The following is a 20,749-nucleotide window of genomic DNA, read 5'->3' as shown; positions in this document are numbered from 1 at the left end:
CATCCGGATGAATCAATAACAACGAAGGACAGCTATGGATGATTTTTTAAGAGAAAGTTTTAGCTACTCAGCGATTTATAAAGAAATCGGGAAACACAGATCAGAATTGAGCGGGTGATATCATTTATCTGTGTTTGAATGAGGAATCCCGAGGGAAACAGCAGAAAAACACAGATAAGAACCGTAGAAATGCATATCGTTATCTGTGTTTGAATGAGGAATCCCGAGGGGAACAGCAGAAAAACACAGATAAGAACCGTAGAAGTGAATATCGTTATCTGTGTTTGAACGAGGAATCCCGAGGAAAACAGCAGAAAAACACAGATAAGGACCGTAGAAGTGAATATCGTTATCTGTGTTTGGCAAAAAGATGCTCGGGATGAGGTGTACAAAATGTCAGGAAAGAGGAGCTGTGGAAAGTCACAATAGGAGATTTTTTATGAAATCAATTCTTATAAAAGATACTACAAGAGAAGAGAGAGAACAGATCATCCGTTCATCGCTTGATTGCGGCGGGGGGTGTGAGAATTGTTCATCATGCTGGCTCGGCGGAGGAAGTCCCTGGGATATTTATCAGGATTATATCGATGGGAAAAAAGAAATTCGCGAAATAAACATGGAATATATGGAGAAGTACCGCCAGGACAGGCAGATTCATTGAGGAGATTAGAGCTTATGGGAGATGCGCCTGAGATAGCAGAATCTACATCTGAAGAACGAAGAGATTATATAAAAAAGAGATTCCCGTGCATTGCGGATTGCGATATGTGCGGTCTTTGTAAAGTTTTTCACGGAAAAGACGCCGAGACGGCTTATGCTGACTACATAAATGGCAGCAGGTCGTTTGTGGACGTATCGTCAGACTATAAATAATCAGTCTTTTTTTCACAAGAAGCAATTTAATAAAAAACAGACAGATTCAGCATATTGACTTATATCGAATATCGATATAGAATATTGACTATCGATATATATTGATAATCGATATAGGAGGAATACTGCGATGAATAATATAGACAAGACGCTGTTATCGGGAAGCATGGGCACAATGCTGCTTAAACTTCTTTCGGAAAAAGACATGTACGGCTATGAAATGATCGAGACACTTAGCGAGAGATCTCAAAATGTCTTTGAACTCAAAGTCGGTACGCTTTATCCTCTTTTGCATTCGCTGGAATCAAAGAAATATCTCGTGTCGTATGAGAAAGCCGGTTATGGGAAAGTAAGAAAGTATTACTCCATAACAGGTGAGGGAAAAAAGTATCTCAAGAGCAAACTTGAGGAATGGGACACTTATACGGCGGCGGTTGCAAATGTACTTGCGCTTTCGGTGTGATGTTACATTGATTGACAATTATCAACACATTGCAACTAACATGAGAGAGAGGAGACATAATGGGAATAGAAGAGTATTTGACTGAGATTAAGAATCAGATCCGTGATAAAAAGGCAAGGGAATTTGCGAGTGATGAATTAAAGGCTCATATAGAGGATCGCGCCGAAGGCTTGCAAAAGAAAGGCATGGATCATGACAGTGCGGTATTACAGGCGGTAAAAGAGATGGGAGATCCCGTGAGCGTTGGAGTGAATCTTGACCGCATACACAGACCTCGCCTGGAATGGAAGTTTTTGTTGTATGTTATTTACATAAGCATCCTCAGTGTGGGAGTGCTGGGGGTATTATTTGCCGCTATGCCTCGTGAAAGCGTTATCGGTAATCAGTTTGCCGAAGGCTTATTGCTTAAGCATACAATTGGTGTTTTATTCGGGCTGGTAATGATGATCATAGTCTATCGATTGGATTATACTATTCTGGCCGGAAAGAGCAGGTTGATCGCTGCTGTCTTATTGATTTCATTGGCAGTTCTGGTTTTTATATTCGGAGTATCAATAAATGGGGCTAAAAGATATATTTGCATTTTGGGGATAGCTTTTCAAACACATGCTCTTTATTTACTATATCTGCCAATGTTTGCAGGAATATTGTATGACTATAGAAACAAAGGCGCAGGTGCACTGTTCAAGATTTTTTTATGGATGATCGCGCCTGCTTTTTTACAAAGTTTATATGATGCCGGATGGATGCCTTTTGTAATATTCATGCTGTTTTCAGAGAGCATACTTTTTATGATCGCACTTAATAAGAACTGGTATAGAGTTAATAAGCGTAAAGTTTTTATAGGGATTGGAATCGGCTTTATAGCAGTTATTACGTATTTTTTTGGTAGTATGACTGCTGATTACCAAAAGGCACGTATACAGGCATGGCTTTCGCATTGGGGATTGAATTTTGGAAGTATTGACGGAAATACGATTAAGTATATGAATTATATCAATACATGCCTGGATAATATTTTTCTAAGAAGCAATTTCATAGGAAAAAGTGACAGTGCGATTGAAGCTGTACAATTAACGCCTGAAGCTTCGGTAGATTATATATTGGTATCAATTGCTGCCACATGCGGCAAATTGACAGTTGCAGTAATAATGATCAGCTTGATCATACTGGCAGTTTACGTATTCAGAATTTCTGTTAAGCAGAAAAACAGTCTCGGATCTATAGTTGGATGCAGCTGCGGAATTGTAATAGCAGTACAGGCGGTTTCGAATATTTTGATTGTAACAGGTCTTTTTCCGCTGACAGGGACAACACTTCCTTTTTTCAGCCTTGGCATCACCAATATCATAATCGACTACATCCTCCTCGGCCTTGTCCTGTCAATCTACAGATACCAGGACATCCGCGTGGAAAAAGAGCCTGTAACCACATTATTGGCATAATCAGAAAATTTTTTGACATGAATCCAGGCGACAATCTTATCGTACTTGGGAGCGAATGCAAGGCAATTTAAGTATTTGAAAACGGGTGTGAGATACATCAGCTGCTTAACTTAAAGAATTTCACAAGCGCTTCTTCAAAAAGCAGCGCCTCATTGCTGAGAATATTATTCTTGTTGTGGACGATGAACAGCTTCTTCGATAGCCAGTCCTCGTCGAAAGGAATGACTTTTATCTTGTCTGAGCGGATCTTGCGGGCGAGATACATGAGACTGATGCCAACAATCTGAGAATCCTCGGCCATTTGATGAATTAGATGAACGTCGGAAGTTTCAAGAATGATACTTGGTGCGTTCTTTGAACCGAGAAAAGTATAGATCTGATTGATGCTTGTAAAGGATGAAGAATCCTTGATGACGAGCGATTCGTTTGCTATTTTTGAAAAAGGAACGGAGTCGTATTCTGCCAAAGGATGAGTTTTATTTACCACAATACAAAAAGATTCCGTACACAAATGAGTATAAGAAATTTTGTGAGGGTTGAACGGGCCGGGAAGTATGGCCAGTTCAACTTCATTATTTTCAACCTTTTTAAGAGCATAGTCATCCGGATACTCTTTTATATTTATCCTTATGTTCGGAAAAGATTCATTAAACTCTCTGAAAAAAGATGCTGATATAAGCTGAGGAACATCGTAAGAACAGTATATTGTAACGGTCTTTACTGTGGATTTTTCCTGGAAAAGCCTGTTTGTTATCACATCATATTCATCGATTATATATTTCGCGTGGATCGCAAGTCGCGCAGCTTCTGCGGTCGGCAGGATCCTGTTGCTTTTATGTTTGAACAATTGCACACCCAGCTCTTTTTCAAGAGTTGAGATGGTCTTACTAAGTCCCTGTGGAGTGACAAAAAGATTGTTCGCAGCCTTGGTGATGCTGTTCTGCGAGTATACTTCCAAAAAATAATGTAACTGACGCTGATTCATTAGTATTCCCCCTGCGGTGCACTGCGTTACATTCAATGCACCAATACATATAATTACCGATCAAATAAAAAATAGTACGAAAAAAGGCGCGCGTTCTAAAAAACGTGCGCCTTTGCAAATTTGTTTTATATGATATATCAATCGGCTAAAAAAGTCAAAAAAGAACTTTGGCTAAACATTTTGGTTTAACTGCTAAATCCTTTTTCTGTTTTTCAAGAGCGGAATTAAATGTTATAACATACGAAAAGCAAGACATACAGCAGACAAGAACAAAGGCGTTCACACAAAAAAGTGTGAGCGCTCTTTTTTTACAAATTACTAATTTACGAAAGGCAGGGCAAGGATATGAAAATGGAAAGAACAAATTATAGCTCGGGAGCTCCGCTTGAGGAGAAGGTTGGATACTCCAGAATGGTAAAGATCGGACCGTATATAAAGATTGGCGGAACCACATCTGTTCAGCCCGACGGAACCGTTTACGGAGAAGACGCTTACGAGCAGACCAAATACGTACTCGAAAAACAGATCAAACTGTTGGAGCAGGCAAATGTCTCTGCCAAAGATGTATTTTCAGTTTTCATCTATACGACGGATATATCGCAGGGGGCGCGGATATGTGAAGCTTATTCGGAATTTTTCCACGATATAAAGCCGCTAAACACAATGGTTGAGATTTCAAGACTTAACAGACCTACACAGTTTGTAGAGATAGAACTTGAAGCAATGCTTTCAGAATAGGAGGAACAGGAAATGTCTAGAATATCGGAACATCCTATTTTAGGGAAAAAAGAAGAAGGCAGAGAAGTCGAATTTACCTTTGACGGTCAGAAGATGAAAGGCTTTGAGAATGAGCCTATCGCGATAGCACTAAAGGCAAACGGAGTGATGATCCACAGATATACAAAGAAAGAACACAAACCGAGAGGTCTCTTTTGTGCAATAGGAAGATGTACCGACTGCGTAATGGTAGTGGACGGGAAGCCAAATATCAGAACCTGCGTAACACCTCTTAAAGAAGGAATGGTAGTCAACACGCAGGACGGAGTCAAAGCAGTAGGCATGTAGGAGGTAACGTTCTATGAAAAGATACGAGGTAATAATCGTCGGTGCCGGCCCGGCAGGACTTTCGGCAGCTATTGAGGCAGCCAAGAAAGGACTTAAGGTAGTCGTATTCGATGAGAATGATAAACCGGGCGGACAGCTCTTTAAGCAGATTCATAAATTTTTCGGATCAAAAGAGCATCACGCCAAGATAAGAGGATATAAGATCGGCGAAGAACTCTTGAAAGAAGCAGGTGAGCTCGGAGTAGAAGTTGTTCTTAACGCAACGGTCGTAGGCTTATATCCTGACAAAGAAGTAAATGTAAGGATCAACGATGAGATACATCACTTTAAGGGCGACACGGTGATAATCGCGACCGGAGCATCCGAGAATATGGTTACTTTCCCGGGATGGACGCTCCCCGGAGTTATCGGAGCCGGTGCGGCGCAGACAATGATGAACATACACGGCATTCGTCCCGGAAAAAAGATCCTGATGCTCGGTTCCGGAAATGTAGGACTTGTAGTTTCATTCCAGCTCTTGCAGGCAGGATGCGAAGTGGTAGCAATTGTTGATGCGGCTCCGAGAATCGGAGGATACGGAGTTCACGCATCAAAGGTTTCAAGGACGGGAGTTCCTTTCTACCTCTCACACACGATCAAGCAGGTTCACGGAGAAGATTGTGTTACAGGCGTAACCATTACAGAGGTCGACGACCATTTTGCACCGATACCGGATACCGAGAAGTTCTTCGAAGTTGATACAGTCTGCATGGCGGTTGGCTTATCGCCCATGTCACAGCTTCTTAAGATGGCAGGTTGTGTTATGGAAGATAATCCAAAGCGCGGAGGTCAGGTGCCTATCGTTGATGAATATGGTGAGACATCCGTTTCCGGCATATTTGCGGCAGGTGACGTATCCGGAATCGAGGAAGCTTCATCGGCCATGATCGAAGGAAAAATGGCAGGCGTGTGCGTTGCTGAGTACCTCGGATATATCGATGAGGAAGAAAAAGACAGTCTCCTTAAAGTATTCGATGCGGACCTAAACAGCCTGAGACAGGGAATGTTTGCTCCAAAGAACAGAGGAAAACTCATAGAGAGCACCGAAGAAGGAATCGAGATATCCAAGAACCTTCTTAAAAAAGGATATGTAAAAGACGATGAGATCGAGAGATTCCCCGGTGTCGTTCATAAGTCGGGAGTTCATCCTGTGATCGAATGTACGCAGAATATACCCTGCAACCCGTGTCAGGATGCATGCAAAAAAGGCTGTATCTCAACAGGAAAGAATATCACATACCTTCCTTTTGTTAAGGACGGAAGCGAATGTATCAACTGCGGAATGTGCGTAGCAAGTTGTTCGGGACAGGCAATATTCCTTGTAAACGAAGATTGCGGCGACGGAAGCGCAACCGTAACTCTTCCATATGAATTCTTCCCGCTTCCCGAAGTCGGAACGGTCGGATTCGGACTTTCAAGAAAAGGCGAGAAGCTCTGTGAGGCGGAAGTTGTTTCCGTAAAGAGCGTCGGAGCATTCGATCATACAAATCTTCTTACCATGAAGGTTCCGAAGGAATATGCGATGAAAGCAAGGTTTTTCAAATGTAGTTAAAGAAGTGAAAAGGAGCGATCGTTATGAATACTGTAGTTGACAGATCAATAGATATAGGTGAATTCATCGCACAGCCGGATGACGACATGCTTATCTGCAGATGTGAGGAAATTACAAAAGGTGAGATCAGAAAAGCCGTACATGACGGGATGTGGACGCTCACGGAAATAAGAAGATATTTGCGAACGGGAATGGGACTTTGCCAGGGACAGACCTGCTCCAGACTTGTAAAAGGTATTGTTGCGAGAGAACTTGGTGTATCTCCTGCAGAGCTTGAGCCTGCAACTGCAAGATCTCCGATGCGTCCTACAGAAATGAGAATATTTGGCACAGAGGAGGTATAGGCTATGGTAATGGAAAATAAAGCGGATGTAGTAATTGTCGGTGCCGGAATCATCGGTTGTGCCATTAGTTATTATCTGAGTAAACGTGGAAAAAGCGTAATTGTTCTGGAGGGAAGCGATAATATCGGAAACGGTGGCTCATCCAGAAACGGCGGTGGTGTAAGACAGTCAGGAAGAGACCCAAGGGAACTTCCGCTTGCGATGTACGGAATAAAAGAGCTGTGGCCGACACTTTCGGAAGAGCTCGGAGTTAACTGTGAATATCACAAAGAAGGAAATCTTCGTCTTGGCAAGACACCCGAGCACCTCAAGATCTTGCAGGGACTTACAGATAGAGCGGTAGCTTGCGGACTTGATGTCAGAATGATTGATTCTGATGAGGTAAAAGAGATCAATCCTTACCTTTCTGATGAAGTTATAGGAGCAAGCTGGTGTCCTACAGACGGACATGCAAACCCGATGGTCACAACACTTGCTTTTTACAAAAAGGCAAGAGAGATGGGCGTTAGATTTATCACAGGTGAAAAGGTTGAGAGACTTAGAAAAGTAAAAGGACGCCTTCGCAAAGTTTATACAAAAGAGAATGAATATGAAGGAGAGTTCGTAGTTGTAGCTGCAGGTTACGAATCAAGAGAGATTCTCGGAACGATAGGAGTTGACGTTCCGATGCACAAGGAACTGTGTGAGTGCCTTGTGACCGAGGCTGAACCTCATATGTTCAACCAGATGCTCGGTACCGCAGAGGCAGATTTCTACGGACATCAGGCAGATCACGGATCATTCGTATTTGGCGGAATGTCGGGACTTGAGCTTAATAACAAAGACTGCGGACCTGTAAATTCACCGAGTAATGCGGCGATAACGGCACCGTGCATATGCAGAGGAATCATGAAATACTTCCCTGCACTTGAGGATGCCAAGATCGTAAGAACCTGGGCAGGATACCTTGATATCTGTCAGGACGGCGTACCGGTACTTGGATTTGTCGATGAAGTTCCGGGACTCGTTGTAGCATGTGCCTTTTCGGGACATGGATTTGGAATAGCACCGGCTGTCGGAGAGCAGCTGGCAATGCTTATAGATGAAGGAAAGACGGCAGTGGATATATCGGGGCTACGATACGGTAGATTCAAAGCCAAAATATAAGTAGTAAAAAAGGAGGCACATATTATGAAAGTTGCGATCGAAGAATTATCAAAAGTTGAGATTATCACAAAAGAAGCCAAGGTTGCAGAGCTTACAAAGAACTTCGGTAAGTTCGGTATTACCGGAATGACTATTTACGAAGCCAAAGGATGCGGTGTCCAGCTTGGAACACAGGAATATGAAGCAGAAAAAAATACAACACCTCAACTTTTGTCCAAGCAGGTTGTGATGGTTGTGCTCCCTTCAAGAGAAGTCGACGGCTTTTTGGATTTTGTGGAGAAATCACTTTACACAGGTCACATAGGTGACGGAAAGATTTTTGTTACTCCGGTTACAAATGCGGTAAGGGTAAGGACCGGTGAAGAAGGAATGGATGCGCTGAAAGAGGGCGCACTGGATTGAGAAAGGAGGCTTGTTGCCTATGAATGATAAAAAGATTGGTTTGGGTAGTGTCATAGCAACGGGAGTAGGACTCGTGGTGGCATCAAGTTGTCTTTTAACCCTTGGCATTGGTGCGGGCAGCATAGGAACTCCTTTCATAATAACTATGATAATCGCGTGTTGCGTAAACATATTTACTTTATTGTCAATTGCTGAATTAAACTCGATGATGCCCGACTTAACGGGCGGACTTGCACAGTTTTCACTTGCTTGTGTCGGACCTTTTATCACCATCATCTGTATGGTGGGCGGATATCTTCTCTGCAACTCGCTTGCGGGATCCGTTGAAGGAGCTGTTTTCGGAAATACCTTTGCGGAGATGTTCGCGGGACTGGGACTTCCGGCTTGGGTGTTCTCGCTGGTGCTTATAGCTTTTTTGGCAATTACGAATCTAAACGGCGTCGATGTGTTTATCAAGGTTCAGGATTTTGTGGCCTATGCACTTATCTTTTCACTGGCTGCAATGGGTGTTCTCGGAGCTCTTGGAATCGGAACAGGAGAGGTTATCGAACAGCCCGCGGCGCTTGCAACAGATTTTAAGAGTGTTACCGGATTGTGCGGACTTGCGTTCTTCCTGTTTGTCGGAGGCGAATACGTAATCCCTCTCAACAAGAGTTGTAAGAATGCAAAAAGAGATATCCCCCTCGGAATGGTGCTTAGCATGCTGATCATTTTGGCGATGCAGACATTTTTGACACTCGGATTTAAGAACTACACCGCATGGGAAGATATGACGGGAAGCACGACACCGCAGATGCTGTACGGAATGGCTCTTTTGGGACCGATGGGAAGATACTGGATGCTGATCATCACACTTTTGGCAGCAATAAGTTCCGTAAATACGATAATGGGCTCGCTCGCATACATCCTTATGGGAATGTCCAAGATCGGCCTTCTTCCCGAATTTTTTCAAAAGAAAAATTCAAAGGGCGCACCTTACATAGGGATCCTGCTTGAAGCTTCGATATTTCTGGTGCTTAATATCACGGGACTTTCATCGACAGATTCTATCTCATATATGATCTCGGTTTTGGCGGTGCTTTGGCTTATAAGCTACATTGTTTCAAATATAAACGTGATCCTTTTGAGAAAAAGACTCCCCGCGGCGCCAAGAAACTTTAAAACACCGGGCGGATATCTCGTTCCGATACTTGGAATTGCAGGATCTGCATATATGATCTACAACATTGACCCTTCGTGGGATGTAAAGCTCTCACTTTACAGAGTTGTGCTGATAACCATGGCGGCACTTGCGGTTTACTCATTCACATGGGTCAAATTCAGAATAAACAGACCGCTCTTCAAGCCATATCCGATAAAGGAAGTAATGGCGATGGAGAACGAATTGTACTTTAGATTTCATAGCCGTAAAGGACTTGATGAAATAGATAAAAAGGCGAATAGGAGGAAAGCAGTATGAGTGATACAAAATTAGATCTTTTATATTTAAGTGAGCCTGACATGATCAAGGCAGGTGTAAATGATGTGGTAAGTTGTACATCATGTATGGAGGAACTTCTGGTAACTCTCGATAAAGGAGATTACCTGATGGGCGGAGAAAACGGAAACTCTCACGGAACAATGATTACTTTCCCTGACAATCCTATTTTCCCCAACATGCCAAAAAGCGGCCCCGACAGAAGATTCATGGCGATGCCGGCTTATGTGGGCGGTGAGACGGCCATGGCAGGAATGAAGTGGTATGGCTCAAACGTTGAGAACAGAGAAAAAGGACTTCCGAGGTCTATCCTTATGGTGATGCTAAATGACAAGGATACGGGCGCTCCGCTGTCTCTTATGTCTGCCAACCTTCTCTCAGCCTATCGTACATCCGGTATCCCCGGAGCGGGCGTAAAAAACCTCGCTGTTAAGGATGCCAAAGTACTTGGAATTGTAGGCCCCGGCGTTATCAATATCACGGCTATAGAGACATTCGCGGCTTTAAGACCGACACTTGATACACTCAAGATCAAAGGCAGGGGCAAAGCTTCGATTGACAGATGTATATCTTTTGTAAAAGAGCACCTGCCTCAGTTCACAACTATCAAAGTAGTGGATACTCTTGAGGAGTGCGTAAGAGATTCTGATATCCTCAGCTTTGCGACTTCAACATCAATGGGTATGGACAGAAGTCAGTATCCTTTTGTAGAAGAAGAGTGGATCAAGCCAGGTGCACTGTTCTGCGTTCCCGGTTCCTGCGACTTCTCCGATGAGTATATCTGCAGCGGCAAAGCAAAACTTGTATGTGATAACATTAAACTCTATGAGGCATGGGCAGAAGAGTACCCTTACCCGACATACAACCAAATCTATATTCCCGGTTGTCTGTGGCTTGACCTTGTTCACGACGGTAAACTCACAAAGGACAAGATCATAAACCTCGGAGCTATCCTTGCAGGAAAGGAAGAAGGAAGAAAATCGGACGATGAGGTTATTATCTATTCTGTAGGCGGAATGCCTGTAGAGGACGTTGCCTGGGGCAAAAAGTGCTATGAAAAGGCACTTGAACTCGGTATCGGAACAAAGCTTAACTTGTGGGAGCAGCCTTATCTTTTCTGATAATAATTGCAATAATAAATAACAAAATAATTCGGTACACAAAGAGTCATCCCAATAAGAGGATGGCTCTTTTTTCCATAAATGTGAACTGCGCGTTTGTTGAATCGCCTGTGGCAATTAAATATAATATATGTGTTTTGAGTTTAGATTTTATATGCAAAGATAAGGATAAATATGGAAAAGAATATTGATTTTACCGAAGGGAAAATAGTAGCACCCCTTTTAAAATTTGCAGGCCCCGTTCTGATGGCTCTGTTTTTGCAGGCAATGTACGGCGCGGTCGATCTTCTTGTTGTAGGTAAGTTCGCAGGTTCCGCGGAGACCTTCCGGCATCTATCTTTTCGAACGATCACGATGTCATTCTTGCTGCGGCGGATTATCTTAGAGCTTATGCGATCGACTGTCTGTTTACATGTTTCTTGTTCTGCTTTATCGGCTTTTTTAACGGAATGGGACATACAAGGTTTGTAATGGTGCAGGGAATCATAGGCGCATTTGCGATTCGTGTTCCGTTTTCATTTATTATGAGTAAGTTTGAGCCCGTGACTCTTTTCCGCATCGGGCTTGCAACACCTTGCTCTACAATAGTACAGATAGCATTGTGCTTTGGATATCTAATGTTCATGAGAAGGAAAAAAGAATTATGAAAAAAGTTTTTATCGTTGAGGATGATGAGATAATAGCAAGTCAGGTTGCAAAACACCTTGAGACCTGGCAGATGAAAGCAAAGGCAGCAGAGGATTTTCAGAATATCATGGCAGAATTTGAGGAATTTAAGCCTGACATTGTGCTTATGGACTTAAAGCTTCCTGCCTACAACGGATTCTACTGGTGCGGTGAGATCAGGAAGGTTTCGCAGGTCCCCATCGTATTCTTATCATCTGCGGATGAGAACATGAATATAGTAATGGCGATGAATATGGGAGCCGACGACTTTATATCAAAGCCCTTCGACCTCCAGGTTCTTACAGCCAAGATTCAGGCAGTTCTTAGAAGGAGCTACGGAGAGAGCATTTCGGTACATGAGCTTGAGGTAAAAAATGTGCGCCTTAATCTCGATGATACTTCCGTTTCTGCAGGTGACAACAGGCTTGAGCTTACAAAGAATGAGTATCTGATCTTAAAGACACTTATGGAACAGCCCGGCAAAGTCGTATCGAGAGAGAGCATAATGGAAAGACTTTGGGGCGCGGAGGAGTTTGTCGATGACAACACACTGACCGTCAATATTACGAGAATCCGCAAGAAGCTTGAAGGAGCGGGCACTGAAGGTTTTATCACAACTAAGAGAGGACTGGGGTACATCGTTGGTGATTAAAAAAATCTGGGAGAACAACCGAATTTATTTTGTGGCAAATCTCATATATATGCTTGCAGTATGGGGAATTGGAGTTCTCTATAATATTGAGACTGAATTCATTTTCTATGAAATATCTTTTGCCCTGATAATAACAGTAATTGCTGCAATCGTTAACCGTAAGCCCAATGTTGATACGACGGGGATTGGCGGTGAGCGCGACATCGAGCAGGAAAAAGATAAGATGAGGTGGGAGAAAGTAAGAGAAAAAGAGGATTTCTTCGCACTCTGGGCGCATCAGATAAAGACGCCTATCGCAGCGCTCAAGCTCCTTTTTGAGGATGAAGCTCCAAATACTTATGAATGTAAGAGCGAGCTCTTTAAAATAGAAAATTATGTTGAGATGGCGCTTAACTACTTGAGATTCGAAGAGATGTCGGGTGACCTTGTTCTTGAGAAGTGCAGTCTTGAGCCGCTTGTAAAGCAGACGGTAAAAAAGTTTTCGACAGTCTTTATCTTCCGGCATCTTTCGGTTGAGCTTAATAACCTTGACTGCGATATACTTACGGATGATAAGTGGTTTTCTTTTGTCCTTGAACAGGTTTTGTCAAATGCGCTTAAATACACCAAAGAGGGCGGCATCAAGATTTTTTCCCGTGATACGGATGAGGGAAAAGAGATCGTTGTAAGCGACAGCGGCGTCGGAATAAAGAGCGATGATCTTCCGAGAGTCTTTGAAAAAGGCTATACCGGCTACAACGGCCGTGTAGATAAGAAGGCAAGCGGGATTGGGCTGTATTTATGCAAAGGCGTGTGCAATAAGCTCGGCCACAGAATACGCATAGAGTCTGAGCTTGGCAAGGGATGCGATGTCATAATCACGGTCCGAAAAGAAACGGTAAATGCGCGGGATTCAAAGTATATCTGAAGAAATATCGCTTAACTTACATAAACGTAAGATTAGCAGTGGGAAATGTAAGCCAATGAAAAGGTATTGCATTTCCCTTTTTGTTATTATGATATAGGTTTCAAAAGTGTGTTGGCTATAGAATTGCGGGAATGACGATAGTTATGGAGCAATTCGTATATCATAATAAAGCAATTGGATGGGAATAAATACAACTACGGAGGATAATAAAATGGCAGTACTTGAAGTTGAGCACGTAAAAAAGGTATACAAGACAAAAATGGGAATAGATTCAGTCACAGCGCTTAAGGATGTGCATTTCAGCGTAGAGAAGGGCGAGTTCGTAGCAATCATGGGCGAGTCCGGAAGCGGTAAGACAACTCTTTTGAATATCCTTGCAAGCCTTGATGTTCCAACAGCCGGCAAAGTACTGGTTAACGGAAAGGACTTCTCGGCGCTAAAAGACAACGAGAGAGCGATTATGAGAAGAAACAACCTTGGATTTATCTTCCAGGATTTCAATCTCCTTGATAATTTCACAATCGAGGACAATATAAAGCTTCCGCTTGTTCTTGCAGGCGAAGACCACAGAACAATGGACGATAAGGTTGCACCTCTTGTAAAAGAGCTTGGAATTGCGGATCTAATTCACAAATATCCTTATGAAGTTTCGGGCGGACAGAAGCAGAGAACAGCAGTTGCAAGAGCACTTATTACCAAACCTCAGATACTCCTTGCAGATGAACCCACAGGAGCGCTTGATTCAAAGGCAGCTACAAACCTAATGCACCAGCTTCGTGACATCCACAAGAGCGGACAGACAATCCTTATGGTAACTCACAGTAATGTTGCGGCAAGCTATGCAGACAGAGTTATGTTCATAAGAGACGGCGAAGTGTTCCACCAGATCTACAGAGGAAACCTCAAGAGAAGCGAAATGCTTGATAAGATCTGCGATGCAGTTACAGTGCTCATGAGAGGAGGAGAGGACAGTGAATAACAATTTGCTTTCAAAACTTGCTTTTACGGGACTTAAGAATAATAAAAAAGCTGTGCTTCCTTATGTTTTGGTAAGTGCCATTACAGTTATGGTATTTCACATCTTACAGTCGCTGATCGACAGTAAGTTTCTTGTTAATAACGGAAAAACTGCTTTTTATGGAGCGGATTACATAGTTCTTTTCATGGGAATCGGAAGTATTGCGGTAGGTATATTCTCGGTAATATTTATCCTTTACGGCAATCAGTTTGTTATGAAAGGTCGCAAAAAAGAGATCGGACTTTACGGAGTACTCGGACTTAGCAAAAAGGATGTTTCTTTTGTTCTCTTTATCGAGAACCTTATTATGAGCGCATCTGCTATCGTAGGCGGAATACTCGCAGGAACTTTTCTTAATAAGCTCATGGTTCTTCTGCTTTACAGGATAATCAGACAGCCGATGGTAAAGGGAATGGATTTTTCTCTCAGAGCAACGATTCTTACGGCAGTATTCTTTTCGATTATCTACGCAGTATGCTTTATCTACAATGTGCTTACGGTAAGACTTGGGAACCCTATCACAATTCTTAAAAGCGAGAATATAGGTGAGAAAGAGCCAAAGGTAAAATATCCGCTTCTTATCATCGGAGTATTGGCGATTGCGTGTGGTTATTTCCTGGCTGTTATTGCAGATAACACCATGGTGGCGTTAAACAGTCTTTTCATCGCTATCATTTTTGTAACTTTGGGAACATATGCCCTCTTTATTGCGGGAACTATCTTTGTTCTTAAAATGCTAAAAAAGAACAAGAACTATTATTACAAGACAAAGCATTTTATCAGTATTTCAAACCTGATGTTCAGAATGAAACACAACGCTGCGGGACTTGCTTCAATCTGCATTCTTTCTACGGCTGTAATATTACTCCTTGTTTGCTCTACATCACTTATGATGCTAGGCGAACAGAATATTGATTCCATGTTCCCAAAAGATGTGATGGTTCGCGGAGTTGTAAATGAAAATTGTTCTTTAAGTGACGCCGATAATGCGGTTGATGAGGTACTTAAGACAGTGGGTATCACTGCTCAGGACAGATCATCGGTAAGCTTTTATATGGATGTTTGTGATGTAGAGGATGATGGACTTTCTGTTCATCCAAACGATTCATTTGATTTTACCAAGCTTCGCAGTATCTATATTGTTACAGCAGAGCAGTATGAACTTTATACAGGAAAGCAGGCGAGCCTTGCGCCAGGCGAGATATATCGTTACAGTTCGGCAGATGATGTCAAAGACGGCGATAAGATCAAGATATTCGGTAATGAGTACAGTGTAAAAAAGAGTATTGATGAGAGCGGTCTTGAAGAGTTTTTTGATTCATCAATGAGGCTTTTTGGTAAAGAGGTTATGGTCGTTGCGGATAACAATGAGAAATCTGCAATGCTTGCAGATTGTAACAGCGAAGAACTCGGTGAAGATCTGTTCTACATCGGCTTCAATGCAAAAGATGATATAAGTGATGAGCAGCTTCAGACTGTAAGAGATACATTAAGCGGAAAGCTTGGAACCGTTATGTGCAGATACAAAGAGGAAGAAAGAAGCTCTTTCTACAGCCTCTACGGCGGAACATTCTTTGTTGGAATCTTCCTTGCGGCATTGTTCCTTATCGCAACGGTAATGATCATTTTTTACAAGCAGATGTCTGAGGGTATGGAAGATAAAAAGAGATTTGAGATCCTGTCAAATGCAGGACTTTCAGATAAAGAAGCAAGAGGAGTAATAAAGAGTCAGGTAATGCTAATGTTCTTTTTACCTGTATGCACAGCAATCATTCATATAATATTTGCAAGCAATATTTTAAGACTCTTTATGGCAGCAATCCTTATAGTGGACACTTTTACATTTAATATGGCGGTTGCGATCGTCAGCCTTGTGTTCCTTGGGGTATATGCCCTTGTTTACAGAATTACTTCAAAGCAATACTACAACATAGTTTATGGGGAGAAAAAGAATAATGAAAGTATTAAAGAAAATCGCGAAAGTTTTGTTGGTAATAATAGTTATAATCAGTGCGGCGCTGGGAATAGGGCTTAATTATAAGACTGTACTTGCAAGTCACAAGATTAAGGAAGTTGTCGAGGCGGCGGTTCCTTTTGAGCAAATCGAGATTCCGGATAATGTTCAGATTGTGGGACTTGGAGAAGCAAGCCACGGAAGCAAAGAGTTTCAGAAGTCCAAGCTTGAAGTATTAAAGATGCTTGTGGAAAAGAAAGACTATCGTGCGATCGTGGTAGAAGCGGATTTCGGCGACTGCCTTGCTGCAAATGCTTATGTTCAGGGCGGCGACGGCGATGCAAGAGAGATAGTAAACAACATGAGTTTTGTGATCTATCACACTGAAGAAATGGCAAACATTCTTGAGTGGATGAGACAGTACAATTCTTCGGTTTCTGAGGACAAAAGACTTAGATTTTACGGTTTTGATATGCAAAATCCCGAGCAGGGCATAAAATTCCTTACAGATTACCTTGGAAAGAATGGCATAACAGGAACAGACCTTACGGCTACAAACAATTATGTTGATGAAAACAGAACAGAGCCTTTGACAGATGAGCAGCGTGCACAGGTAAAAAATGAGATGACTCAGGTGAAGAAAGCTGTTGAAGACGCTGCAGGGGAAAATCACGACTTTGATACAATATGTGCTCTTAAGGTAACTGACAATGTATGTACCACAATAGACTATGGAATGCAGGATTCTCAGGAAATGAGCGATTTTAGGGACGCTTCAATGGCTGATAATGTAAGCTGGATCCTTGATCTTGAAAAAGAGATAGGCTCAGGCAAGATAATGCTCGCAGGCCACGACGGACATATTGCAAAGAAGGGCCAGAGCGCGTTTATGAAGGTTACAATGGGCGGCGTTTTAAAGGAAAAGTACGGCGATGCTTACTACAGCCTCGGAACGGATTTCTTTAAGGGCAAATCCAATATAAGAGTATTCAGCGCGGCTACCGATGAATATGAGCGCAAAGACTACTACGTAACAACCGCGGATCCTATAGCTTATCAGGCTAAGTATGTTGACGGAAAGCGTTTCTTTATGGATTTTGGTTCGCTGTCACCTGAAAACAACGCAAAGCTCCATACAATGGTTAATTCAAAGGTTTCTATGGGCTCACTCGGAGAAGGATTTATGGGAATGTATTATCTTATCCATTCAAGCTATCGTGTGAATATGGCTCCCACGGAACTTTACGACGGAATGATATTCTACTATGAGGTAGGAGCAATAAATCCGCAGTATTGACTAAAAATATGATGGTTATTATAATTTACAAATATTTATAGACTATAATTGAAGTTATATATGATTAATCGAAAATTCTGAAGAAGGGTAATAGTTTGATCAAATGGAAAAGACAAATACTTTTTTTCTGGTGCACAATTATAATACTGTGCCAAGCGAACTGCTTGAATATTGTAACGATCATCTTATAATCGATTGTTCAGATGACGGAAAGACACCGGATGAGCTTAAGGCAGCAGGATATAATTTTATACATGTAGAGAATACGGGACATAATCTTACCAGTTATTTTCATTATTTTATCGATAATTATGATAATCTCCCCGGTTTCATAGCTCTTTTAAAGGGGAACATAATAGGAAGACATGTTTCCAAAGAATTTTTTGACAGAGTATATGACAATAAGTGGTTTACCTATCTTTATCAGGATAAGAAAATGTGGGAGAGGTACAAAAAAGGCGGTGACGGGGAATCAATAGCATCTCTTTTATCTGAGGAGGGATACATTGAGCTCAACAGTTCATGGTATATGAACCAGAGTCATGCGTACAGATACTTCTATGATATGGATGATTTCTACAGATTTGTATATAAGGATCCCGTAGTTCCGAGGCATTGCAACTTTAGCCCGGGCGGATGCTACATAATCAGTAAAGAGCAGGTGTTAAAAAACTCAAAGACCTTTTATAAGAATCTGAATACTCTCATGGAGTACAGAAAAGAAGTGAACTTTCCCGCCGAGGCGTATCTTGTCGAGAGACTTATGCCATGGATATTCACATCAAGATATGAAGTGAATCCCTGGATGGAGGACGAGGAAGAGTTTGCAAAGATGCTCGAAAAATGTGAAAAGAGCGTAGAGCGTTATCGCGCATGGAACAGCCTTAGACTTAAGAGATTCAGACTGATGCTTGGAGCAAAGGCACCGGTATTTCTTGAAGATTAAGGATATGGCTAAGACTTCCCACTTCTCCGATAGCTGTAAGTGCAGCAAAAAGACTGCGCTTACAGCTATTCGGGGGGGAAGTTTCAGGATATGATCTAAAAACTTTAGATAAACGTTTTTTAACAGCGTTTTTCTAAAGTTTTTTTTATTTTGACCGATATAAAGATAGAAAGCTGGTAGTGGGCTTATCAACAGGAAAGAGTTCGGAAATATTACTTTTAGACAATTTGTGATTATAACTTACAAGGAGGTATGTTATGAAGATTCAGCAGAGCACGGATGTTCAGGTTACTAATGCACAAAAGCAGGATAATATTTCTAAGAACGATGTCGGTACTTCAAAAGGAAGCGATAAGGGAACGATAAAATCGATTTCAGGTACGGAATTAACGGGCGAGAGTATTATTGTTCAGCGCAGAAAGCTTGCAAGAAAAATGGCTTTCAGAGTTGTTGCGGATGCTTTTGACAATGAGATGAAGATTGACGAAAGGCTAAGAGCCATAAAAGAAAATATACAAAAGATATCGGATGAAATAGGCGAAAACAACCGTGAAATTGCGGAGAGCTATGAAACGCTCAAAAAACTTCAGGAAGAATTACATGTCGATCCTGACAGCGAAGAACATAGGAAACTGATGGGGTATGGCTGTGGAATAGCCAGAGAAGATCGCAGAACGGACAATGCTAATAATAAAGATCCGTTATCTAAGGAGGAATACCACAATCTCACGGAATATCAGTGTAAGGGATTGTATTCTGTATACAAGATTGCAGATAGACTGAGAAAAAATGCAGATTTACAGGATGAGCTGACTAGAAATGTCATGATATATGAACAGGTAAGAATCGAGCGTGAAAAATCAAATAATATGCTCGATGCGCAGAATGAAGCAGAGACTATTATGGATGCTTCTGTTAAAGAGGCGATAGCTCTTCTTTACAAGGATGGTGTTGATCGTATTGATGAAGAGGAGAAGGAGCGCAAAGAGGAAGCTAAAGAGGCTGCTGAAAAGAAGATAGAAGAGAAGAAAAAAGAAGAGAAGATGGAAGAGTTGCAGCTTATTACGGAAGAAATTTCCAAGAAGACAGTGATTTCCGATACGACCTCTCTTGATGAAGCACAGGAAGCTGTAAATTCCGAGATTACCAACATTCTTAACAAGTTTATTCTTGTTCCAAATGATATAAAAGGAAGTGTCGTTGACGACCAGGTATAAAAAAGTATGTATTCTTTACTGTTGGCAGTAATATATTTGATTTTTGTAAGTCTGGGACTTCCCGATTCTTTGCTGGGATCGGGATGGCCTACGATGCAGGTGGCATTTGGTGTACCTTCGTCTTATGCGGGATATGTATCAATGTCGATCTCTTTTTTGACTATTATCTCAGCTCTTTTCAGCCCGAGATTTATCAGTAGATTTCATACTAAGAAGATCGTGGTCTTTTCTATCTTTTTGTCAATTGTGGGATTGCTCGGATTCTCTTATGCGACGTCATATGCAATCCTGTTTCTTTTTGCATTGCCGTACGGACTTGGTGCCGGTGCGATTGATGCGTCGATAAATCACTATGTGGCAAATAATTACTCGTCGTCTGTGATGAATTTTTTACACTGTTTCTATGGAGTTGGTGCGGTAATAAGCCCTAACATCATGGCGCTTGCGCTCAAATACGCGAGGTGGAACGAAGGATATAGATGGACTGCGTATATTCAGACGGCAATCCTGGTCATTGTAGTATTGTCTTTACCCTTATGGGCGCAGAATAATAACAAGGCCGATGAAGAGGAAGTACATCAGGCAGGGATAAGAAAGACAATATTTGTTCCTGGAGTGATTCCTACGCTTATTGCATTCTATGCTTACTGTTCAGGTGAGTGTACATGCTTTCTCTGGACATCGAGCTATTTTGCAGGGACAAAAGAGGGACTTTCCGACGGATTGATCGCATCTTTTGGCTCACTTATATTTGCGGGACTTATGCTTGGAAGACTAATATCAGGTTTTGTGTCCGACAAGCTCGGTGACAAGTTACTTATCAGAATCGGAATCACCATAGAGATAATCGGAATAATAATTGTCATGCTACCTGTAAACGGATACATACTTGCGGCAGCAGGCTTTGTTATCATAGGAACCGGAATGGGCCCTGTCTATCCTTCGATACAGCACATGGCGCCTGAGAAATTCGGTAAAGAGTACAGCGCCGCCGTTATCGGACTTCAGATGTCATCAGCATACGTCGGCAGTACTTTCATGCCCACCGTCTTTGGGATTCTCCAGCAGTACATCGGCATTGGAATCATGCCCATATACCTCATGATCTTCGCGCTCCTAAATATCGGACTTCTTGAGTATTCTTATAAAGTTTCAGGGAAAAAATCTTGACTGTAAACCT

General features: G+C 42.0%; 24 protein-coding genes. 22 read left to right on the top strand and 2 right to left on the bottom strand.

What is annotated here, in order from left to right:
* Positions 1-120: 120 nt before the first annotated feature.
* Positions 121-366, bottom strand: coding sequence for a hypothetical protein (locus tag T356_RS21200; RefSeq protein WP_155839064.1), 246 nt, complete (start codon positions 364-366; stop codon positions 121-123).
* A gap of 73 nt (positions 367-439) precedes the next feature.
* Between T356_RS21200 and T356_RS0117100 the strand changes: the two genes are divergently transcribed.
* The 4 genes from T356_RS0117100 to T356_RS0117085 all read left to right on the top strand — a co-directional run bounded on the left by T356_RS0117100 (position 440) and on the right by T356_RS0117085 (position 2,781).
* Positions 440-661 carry a hypothetical protein gene (locus T356_RS0117100; protein WP_026515559.1) on the top strand — a complete coding sequence of 74 codons (222 nt, stop codon included), beginning with the start codon at positions 440-442 and terminating at the stop codon, positions 659-661.
* Between the two features lie 14 nt (positions 662-675).
* Positions 676-873 (top strand): hypothetical protein, encoded by a 198-nt coding sequence (locus tag T356_RS0117095; RefSeq protein WP_026515558.1) that lies wholly within the window; start codon positions 676-678, stop codon positions 871-873.
* A gap of 130 nt (positions 874-1,003) precedes the next feature.
* The gene (locus T356_RS0117090; RefSeq protein ID WP_026515557.1) at positions 1,004-1,336 is read left to right on the top strand and encodes a PadR family transcriptional regulator; all 333 of its coding nucleotides are present in this window, start codon (positions 1,004-1,006) and stop codon (positions 1,334-1,336) included.
* A gap of 59 nt (positions 1,337-1,395) precedes the next feature.
* Entirely contained in the window at positions 1,396-2,781 is a 1,386-nt protein-coding gene (locus T356_RS0117085; RefSeq protein WP_026515556.1) for an FtsW/RodA/SpoVE family cell cycle protein, read from the top strand.
* Between the two features lie 97 nt (positions 2,782-2,878).
* Here the strand turns inward: T356_RS0117085 and T356_RS0117080 are convergent, their stop codons facing one another.
* Positions 2,879-3,766, bottom strand: coding sequence for a LysR family transcriptional regulator (locus T356_RS0117080; RefSeq protein ID WP_026515555.1), 888 nt, complete (start codon positions 3,764-3,766; stop codon positions 2,879-2,881).
* A 351-nt stretch (positions 3,767-4,117) separates the two neighbouring features.
* Between T356_RS0117080 and T356_RS0117075 the strand changes: the two genes are divergently transcribed.
* From T356_RS0117075 to T356_RS0116985, 18 genes are all read left to right on the top strand, one after another.
* The gene (locus T356_RS0117075; RefSeq protein WP_442856051.1) at positions 4,118-4,504 is read left to right on the top strand and encodes a Rid family hydrolase; all 387 of its coding nucleotides are present in this window, start codon (positions 4,118-4,120) and stop codon (positions 4,502-4,504) included.
* A 12-nt stretch (positions 4,505-4,516) separates the two neighbouring features.
* Positions 4,517-4,831, top strand: coding sequence for a (2Fe-2S)-binding protein (locus T356_RS0117070; protein ID WP_026515553.1), 315 nt, complete (start codon positions 4,517-4,519; stop codon positions 4,829-4,831).
* 13 nt (positions 4,832-4,844) lie between these two features.
* A complete protein-coding gene (locus tag T356_RS0117065) occupies positions 4,845-6,422 on the top strand; it encodes an FAD-dependent oxidoreductase (RefSeq protein ID WP_026515552.1) in 1,578 nt (525 codons plus the stop codon).
* 23 nt (positions 6,423-6,445) lie between these two features.
* A complete protein-coding gene (locus T356_RS0117060) occupies positions 6,446-6,766 on the top strand; it encodes a (2Fe-2S)-binding protein (RefSeq protein WP_026515551.1) in 321 nt (106 codons plus the stop codon).
* Between the two features lie 3 nt (positions 6,767-6,769).
* Complete coding sequence (locus T356_RS0117055; RefSeq protein WP_330365429.1) at positions 6,770-7,912, top strand: NAD(P)/FAD-dependent oxidoreductase; 1,143 nt, start codon at positions 6,770-6,772, stop codon at positions 7,910-7,912.
* Positions 7,913-7,936: 24 nt separating this feature from the next.
* Positions 7,937-8,314, top strand: coding sequence for a P-II family nitrogen regulator (locus T356_RS0117050; RefSeq protein WP_081670574.1), 378 nt, complete (start codon positions 7,937-7,939; stop codon positions 8,312-8,314).
* A gap of 19 nt (positions 8,315-8,333) precedes the next feature.
* Positions 8,334-9,773, top strand: a complete 1,440-nt coding sequence (locus T356_RS19920; RefSeq protein WP_051563527.1) for an APC family permease — start codon at positions 8,334-8,336, stop codon at positions 9,771-9,773.
* Positions 9,770-10,912 carry a tyramine oxidase subunit B gene (locus T356_RS0117040; RefSeq protein WP_026515548.1) on the top strand — a complete coding sequence of 381 codons (1,143 nt, stop codon included), beginning with the start codon at positions 9,770-9,772 and terminating at the stop codon, positions 10,910-10,912. The genes T356_RS19920 and T356_RS0117040 overlap by 4 nt, the downstream gene beginning before the upstream one ends.
* 174 nt (positions 10,913-11,086) lie before the next feature.
* Positions 11,087-11,383 (top strand): hypothetical protein, encoded by a 297-nt coding sequence (locus T356_RS21740; RefSeq protein ID WP_026515547.1) that lies wholly within the window; start codon positions 11,087-11,089, stop codon positions 11,381-11,383.
* On the top strand, positions 11,272-11,559 hold the full coding sequence (locus T356_RS21775) for an MATE family efflux transporter (RefSeq protein ID WP_334291246.1): 288 nt from the start codon (positions 11,272-11,274) through the stop codon (positions 11,557-11,559). Before T356_RS21740 ends, T356_RS21775 begins: the two co-directional genes overlap by 112 nt.
* Positions 11,556-12,230, top strand: a complete 675-nt coding sequence (locus tag T356_RS0117020; RefSeq protein WP_026515546.1) for a response regulator transcription factor — start codon at positions 11,556-11,558, stop codon at positions 12,228-12,230. The genes T356_RS21775 and T356_RS0117020 overlap by 4 nt, the downstream gene beginning before the upstream one ends.
* Complete coding sequence (locus T356_RS0117015; protein ID WP_242846637.1) at positions 12,223-13,137, top strand: sensor histidine kinase; 915 nt, start codon at positions 12,223-12,225, stop codon at positions 13,135-13,137. The genes T356_RS0117020 and T356_RS0117015 overlap by 8 nt, the downstream gene beginning before the upstream one ends.
* Before the next feature lie 211 nt (positions 13,138-13,348).
* Complete coding sequence (locus tag T356_RS0117010; protein WP_026515544.1) at positions 13,349-14,116, top strand: ABC transporter ATP-binding protein; 768 nt, start codon at positions 13,349-13,351, stop codon at positions 14,114-14,116.
* Complete coding sequence (locus tag T356_RS0117005) at positions 14,109-16,190, top strand: ABC transporter permease (protein ID WP_026515543.1); 2,082 nt, start codon at positions 14,109-14,111, stop codon at positions 16,188-16,190. Before T356_RS0117010 ends, T356_RS0117005 begins: the two co-directional genes overlap by 8 nt.
* Positions 16,111-17,406, top strand: coding sequence for an erythromycin esterase family protein (locus T356_RS0117000; protein WP_026515542.1), 1,296 nt, complete (start codon positions 16,111-16,113; stop codon positions 17,404-17,406). Before T356_RS0117005 ends, T356_RS0117000 begins: the two co-directional genes overlap by 80 nt.
* Before the next feature lie 103 nt (positions 17,407-17,509).
* A complete protein-coding gene (locus T356_RS19915; protein WP_051563526.1) occupies positions 17,510-18,352 on the top strand; it encodes a DUF3431 domain-containing protein in 843 nt (280 codons plus the stop codon).
* Positions 18,353-18,609: 257 nt separating this feature from the next.
* On the top strand, positions 18,610-19,569 hold the full coding sequence (locus T356_RS0116990; RefSeq protein ID WP_026515541.1) for a hypothetical protein: 960 nt from the start codon (positions 18,610-18,612) through the stop codon (positions 19,567-19,569).
* Between the two features lie 6 nt (positions 19,570-19,575).
* The gene (locus T356_RS0116985; protein ID WP_026515540.1) at positions 19,576-20,739 is read left to right on the top strand and encodes an MFS transporter; all 1,164 of its coding nucleotides are present in this window, start codon (positions 19,576-19,578) and stop codon (positions 20,737-20,739) included.
* The last annotated feature ends 10 nt before the right edge of the window (positions 20,740-20,749 follow it).

This window comes from Butyrivibrio sp. LB2008 (genome assembly GCF_000621565.1).
Taxonomy (GTDB): Bacteria; Bacillota; Clostridia; order Lachnospirales; family Lachnospiraceae; genus Butyrivibrio.
This window is presented reverse-complemented; position numbering and strand designations above follow the sequence as displayed.

Bases quoted from the DNA above. Each gene is read 5' to 3' on its own strand.
- T356_RS0117100 (WP_026515559.1), top strand. From the start codon at position 440: ATGAAATCAATTCTTATAAAAGATACTACAAGAGAAGAGAGAGAACAG.
- T356_RS0117095 (WP_026515558.1), top strand. From the start codon at position 676: ATGGGAGATGCGCCTGAGATAGCAGAATCTACATCTGAAGAACGAAGA.
- T356_RS0117090 (WP_026515557.1), top strand. From the start codon at position 1,004: ATGAATAATATAGACAAGACGCTGTTATCGGGAAGCATGGGCACAATG.
- T356_RS0117085 (WP_026515556.1), top strand. From the start codon at position 1,396: ATGGGAATAGAAGAGTATTTGACTGAGATTAAGAATCAGATCCGTGAT.
- T356_RS0117080 (WP_026515555.1), bottom strand. From the start codon at position 3,766: ATGAATCAGCGTCAGTTACATTATTTTTTGGAAGTATACTCGCAGAAC.
- T356_RS0117075 (WP_442856051.1), top strand. From the start codon at position 4,118: ATGGAAAGAACAAATTATAGCTCGGGAGCTCCGCTTGAGGAGAAGGTT.
- T356_RS0117070 (WP_026515553.1), top strand. From the start codon at position 4,517: ATGTCTAGAATATCGGAACATCCTATTTTAGGGAAAAAAGAAGAAGGC.
- T356_RS0117065 (WP_026515552.1), top strand. From the start codon at position 4,845: ATGAAAAGATACGAGGTAATAATCGTCGGTGCCGGCCCGGCAGGACTT.
- T356_RS0117060 (WP_026515551.1), top strand. From the start codon at position 6,446: ATGAATACTGTAGTTGACAGATCAATAGATATAGGTGAATTCATCGCA.
- T356_RS0117055 (WP_330365429.1), top strand. From the start codon at position 6,770: ATGGTAATGGAAAATAAAGCGGATGTAGTAATTGTCGGTGCCGGAATC.
- T356_RS0117050 (WP_081670574.1), top strand. From the start codon at position 7,937: ATGAAAGTTGCGATCGAAGAATTATCAAAAGTTGAGATTATCACAAAA.
- T356_RS19920 (WP_051563527.1), top strand. From the start codon at position 8,334: ATGAATGATAAAAAGATTGGTTTGGGTAGTGTCATAGCAACGGGAGTA.
- T356_RS0117040 (WP_026515548.1), top strand. From the start codon at position 9,770: ATGAGTGATACAAAATTAGATCTTTTATATTTAAGTGAGCCTGACATG.
- T356_RS21740 (WP_026515547.1), top strand. From the start codon at position 11,087: ATGGAAAAGAATATTGATTTTACCGAAGGGAAAATAGTAGCACCCCTT.
- T356_RS0117020 (WP_026515546.1), top strand. From the start codon at position 11,556: ATGAAAAAAGTTTTTATCGTTGAGGATGATGAGATAATAGCAAGTCAG.
- T356_RS0117010 (WP_026515544.1), top strand. From the start codon at position 13,349: ATGGCAGTACTTGAAGTTGAGCACGTAAAAAAGGTATACAAGACAAAA.
- T356_RS0117000 (WP_026515542.1), top strand. From the start codon at position 16,111: ATGAAAGTATTAAAGAAAATCGCGAAAGTTTTGTTGGTAATAATAGTT.
- T356_RS19915 (WP_051563526.1), top strand. From the start codon at position 17,510: ATGGAAAAGACAAATACTTTTTTTCTGGTGCACAATTATAATACTGTG.
- T356_RS0116990 (WP_026515541.1), top strand. From the start codon at position 18,610: ATGAAGATTCAGCAGAGCACGGATGTTCAGGTTACTAATGCACAAAAG.
- T356_RS0116985 (WP_026515540.1), top strand. From the start codon at position 19,576: ATGTATTCTTTACTGTTGGCAGTAATATATTTGATTTTTGTAAGTCTG.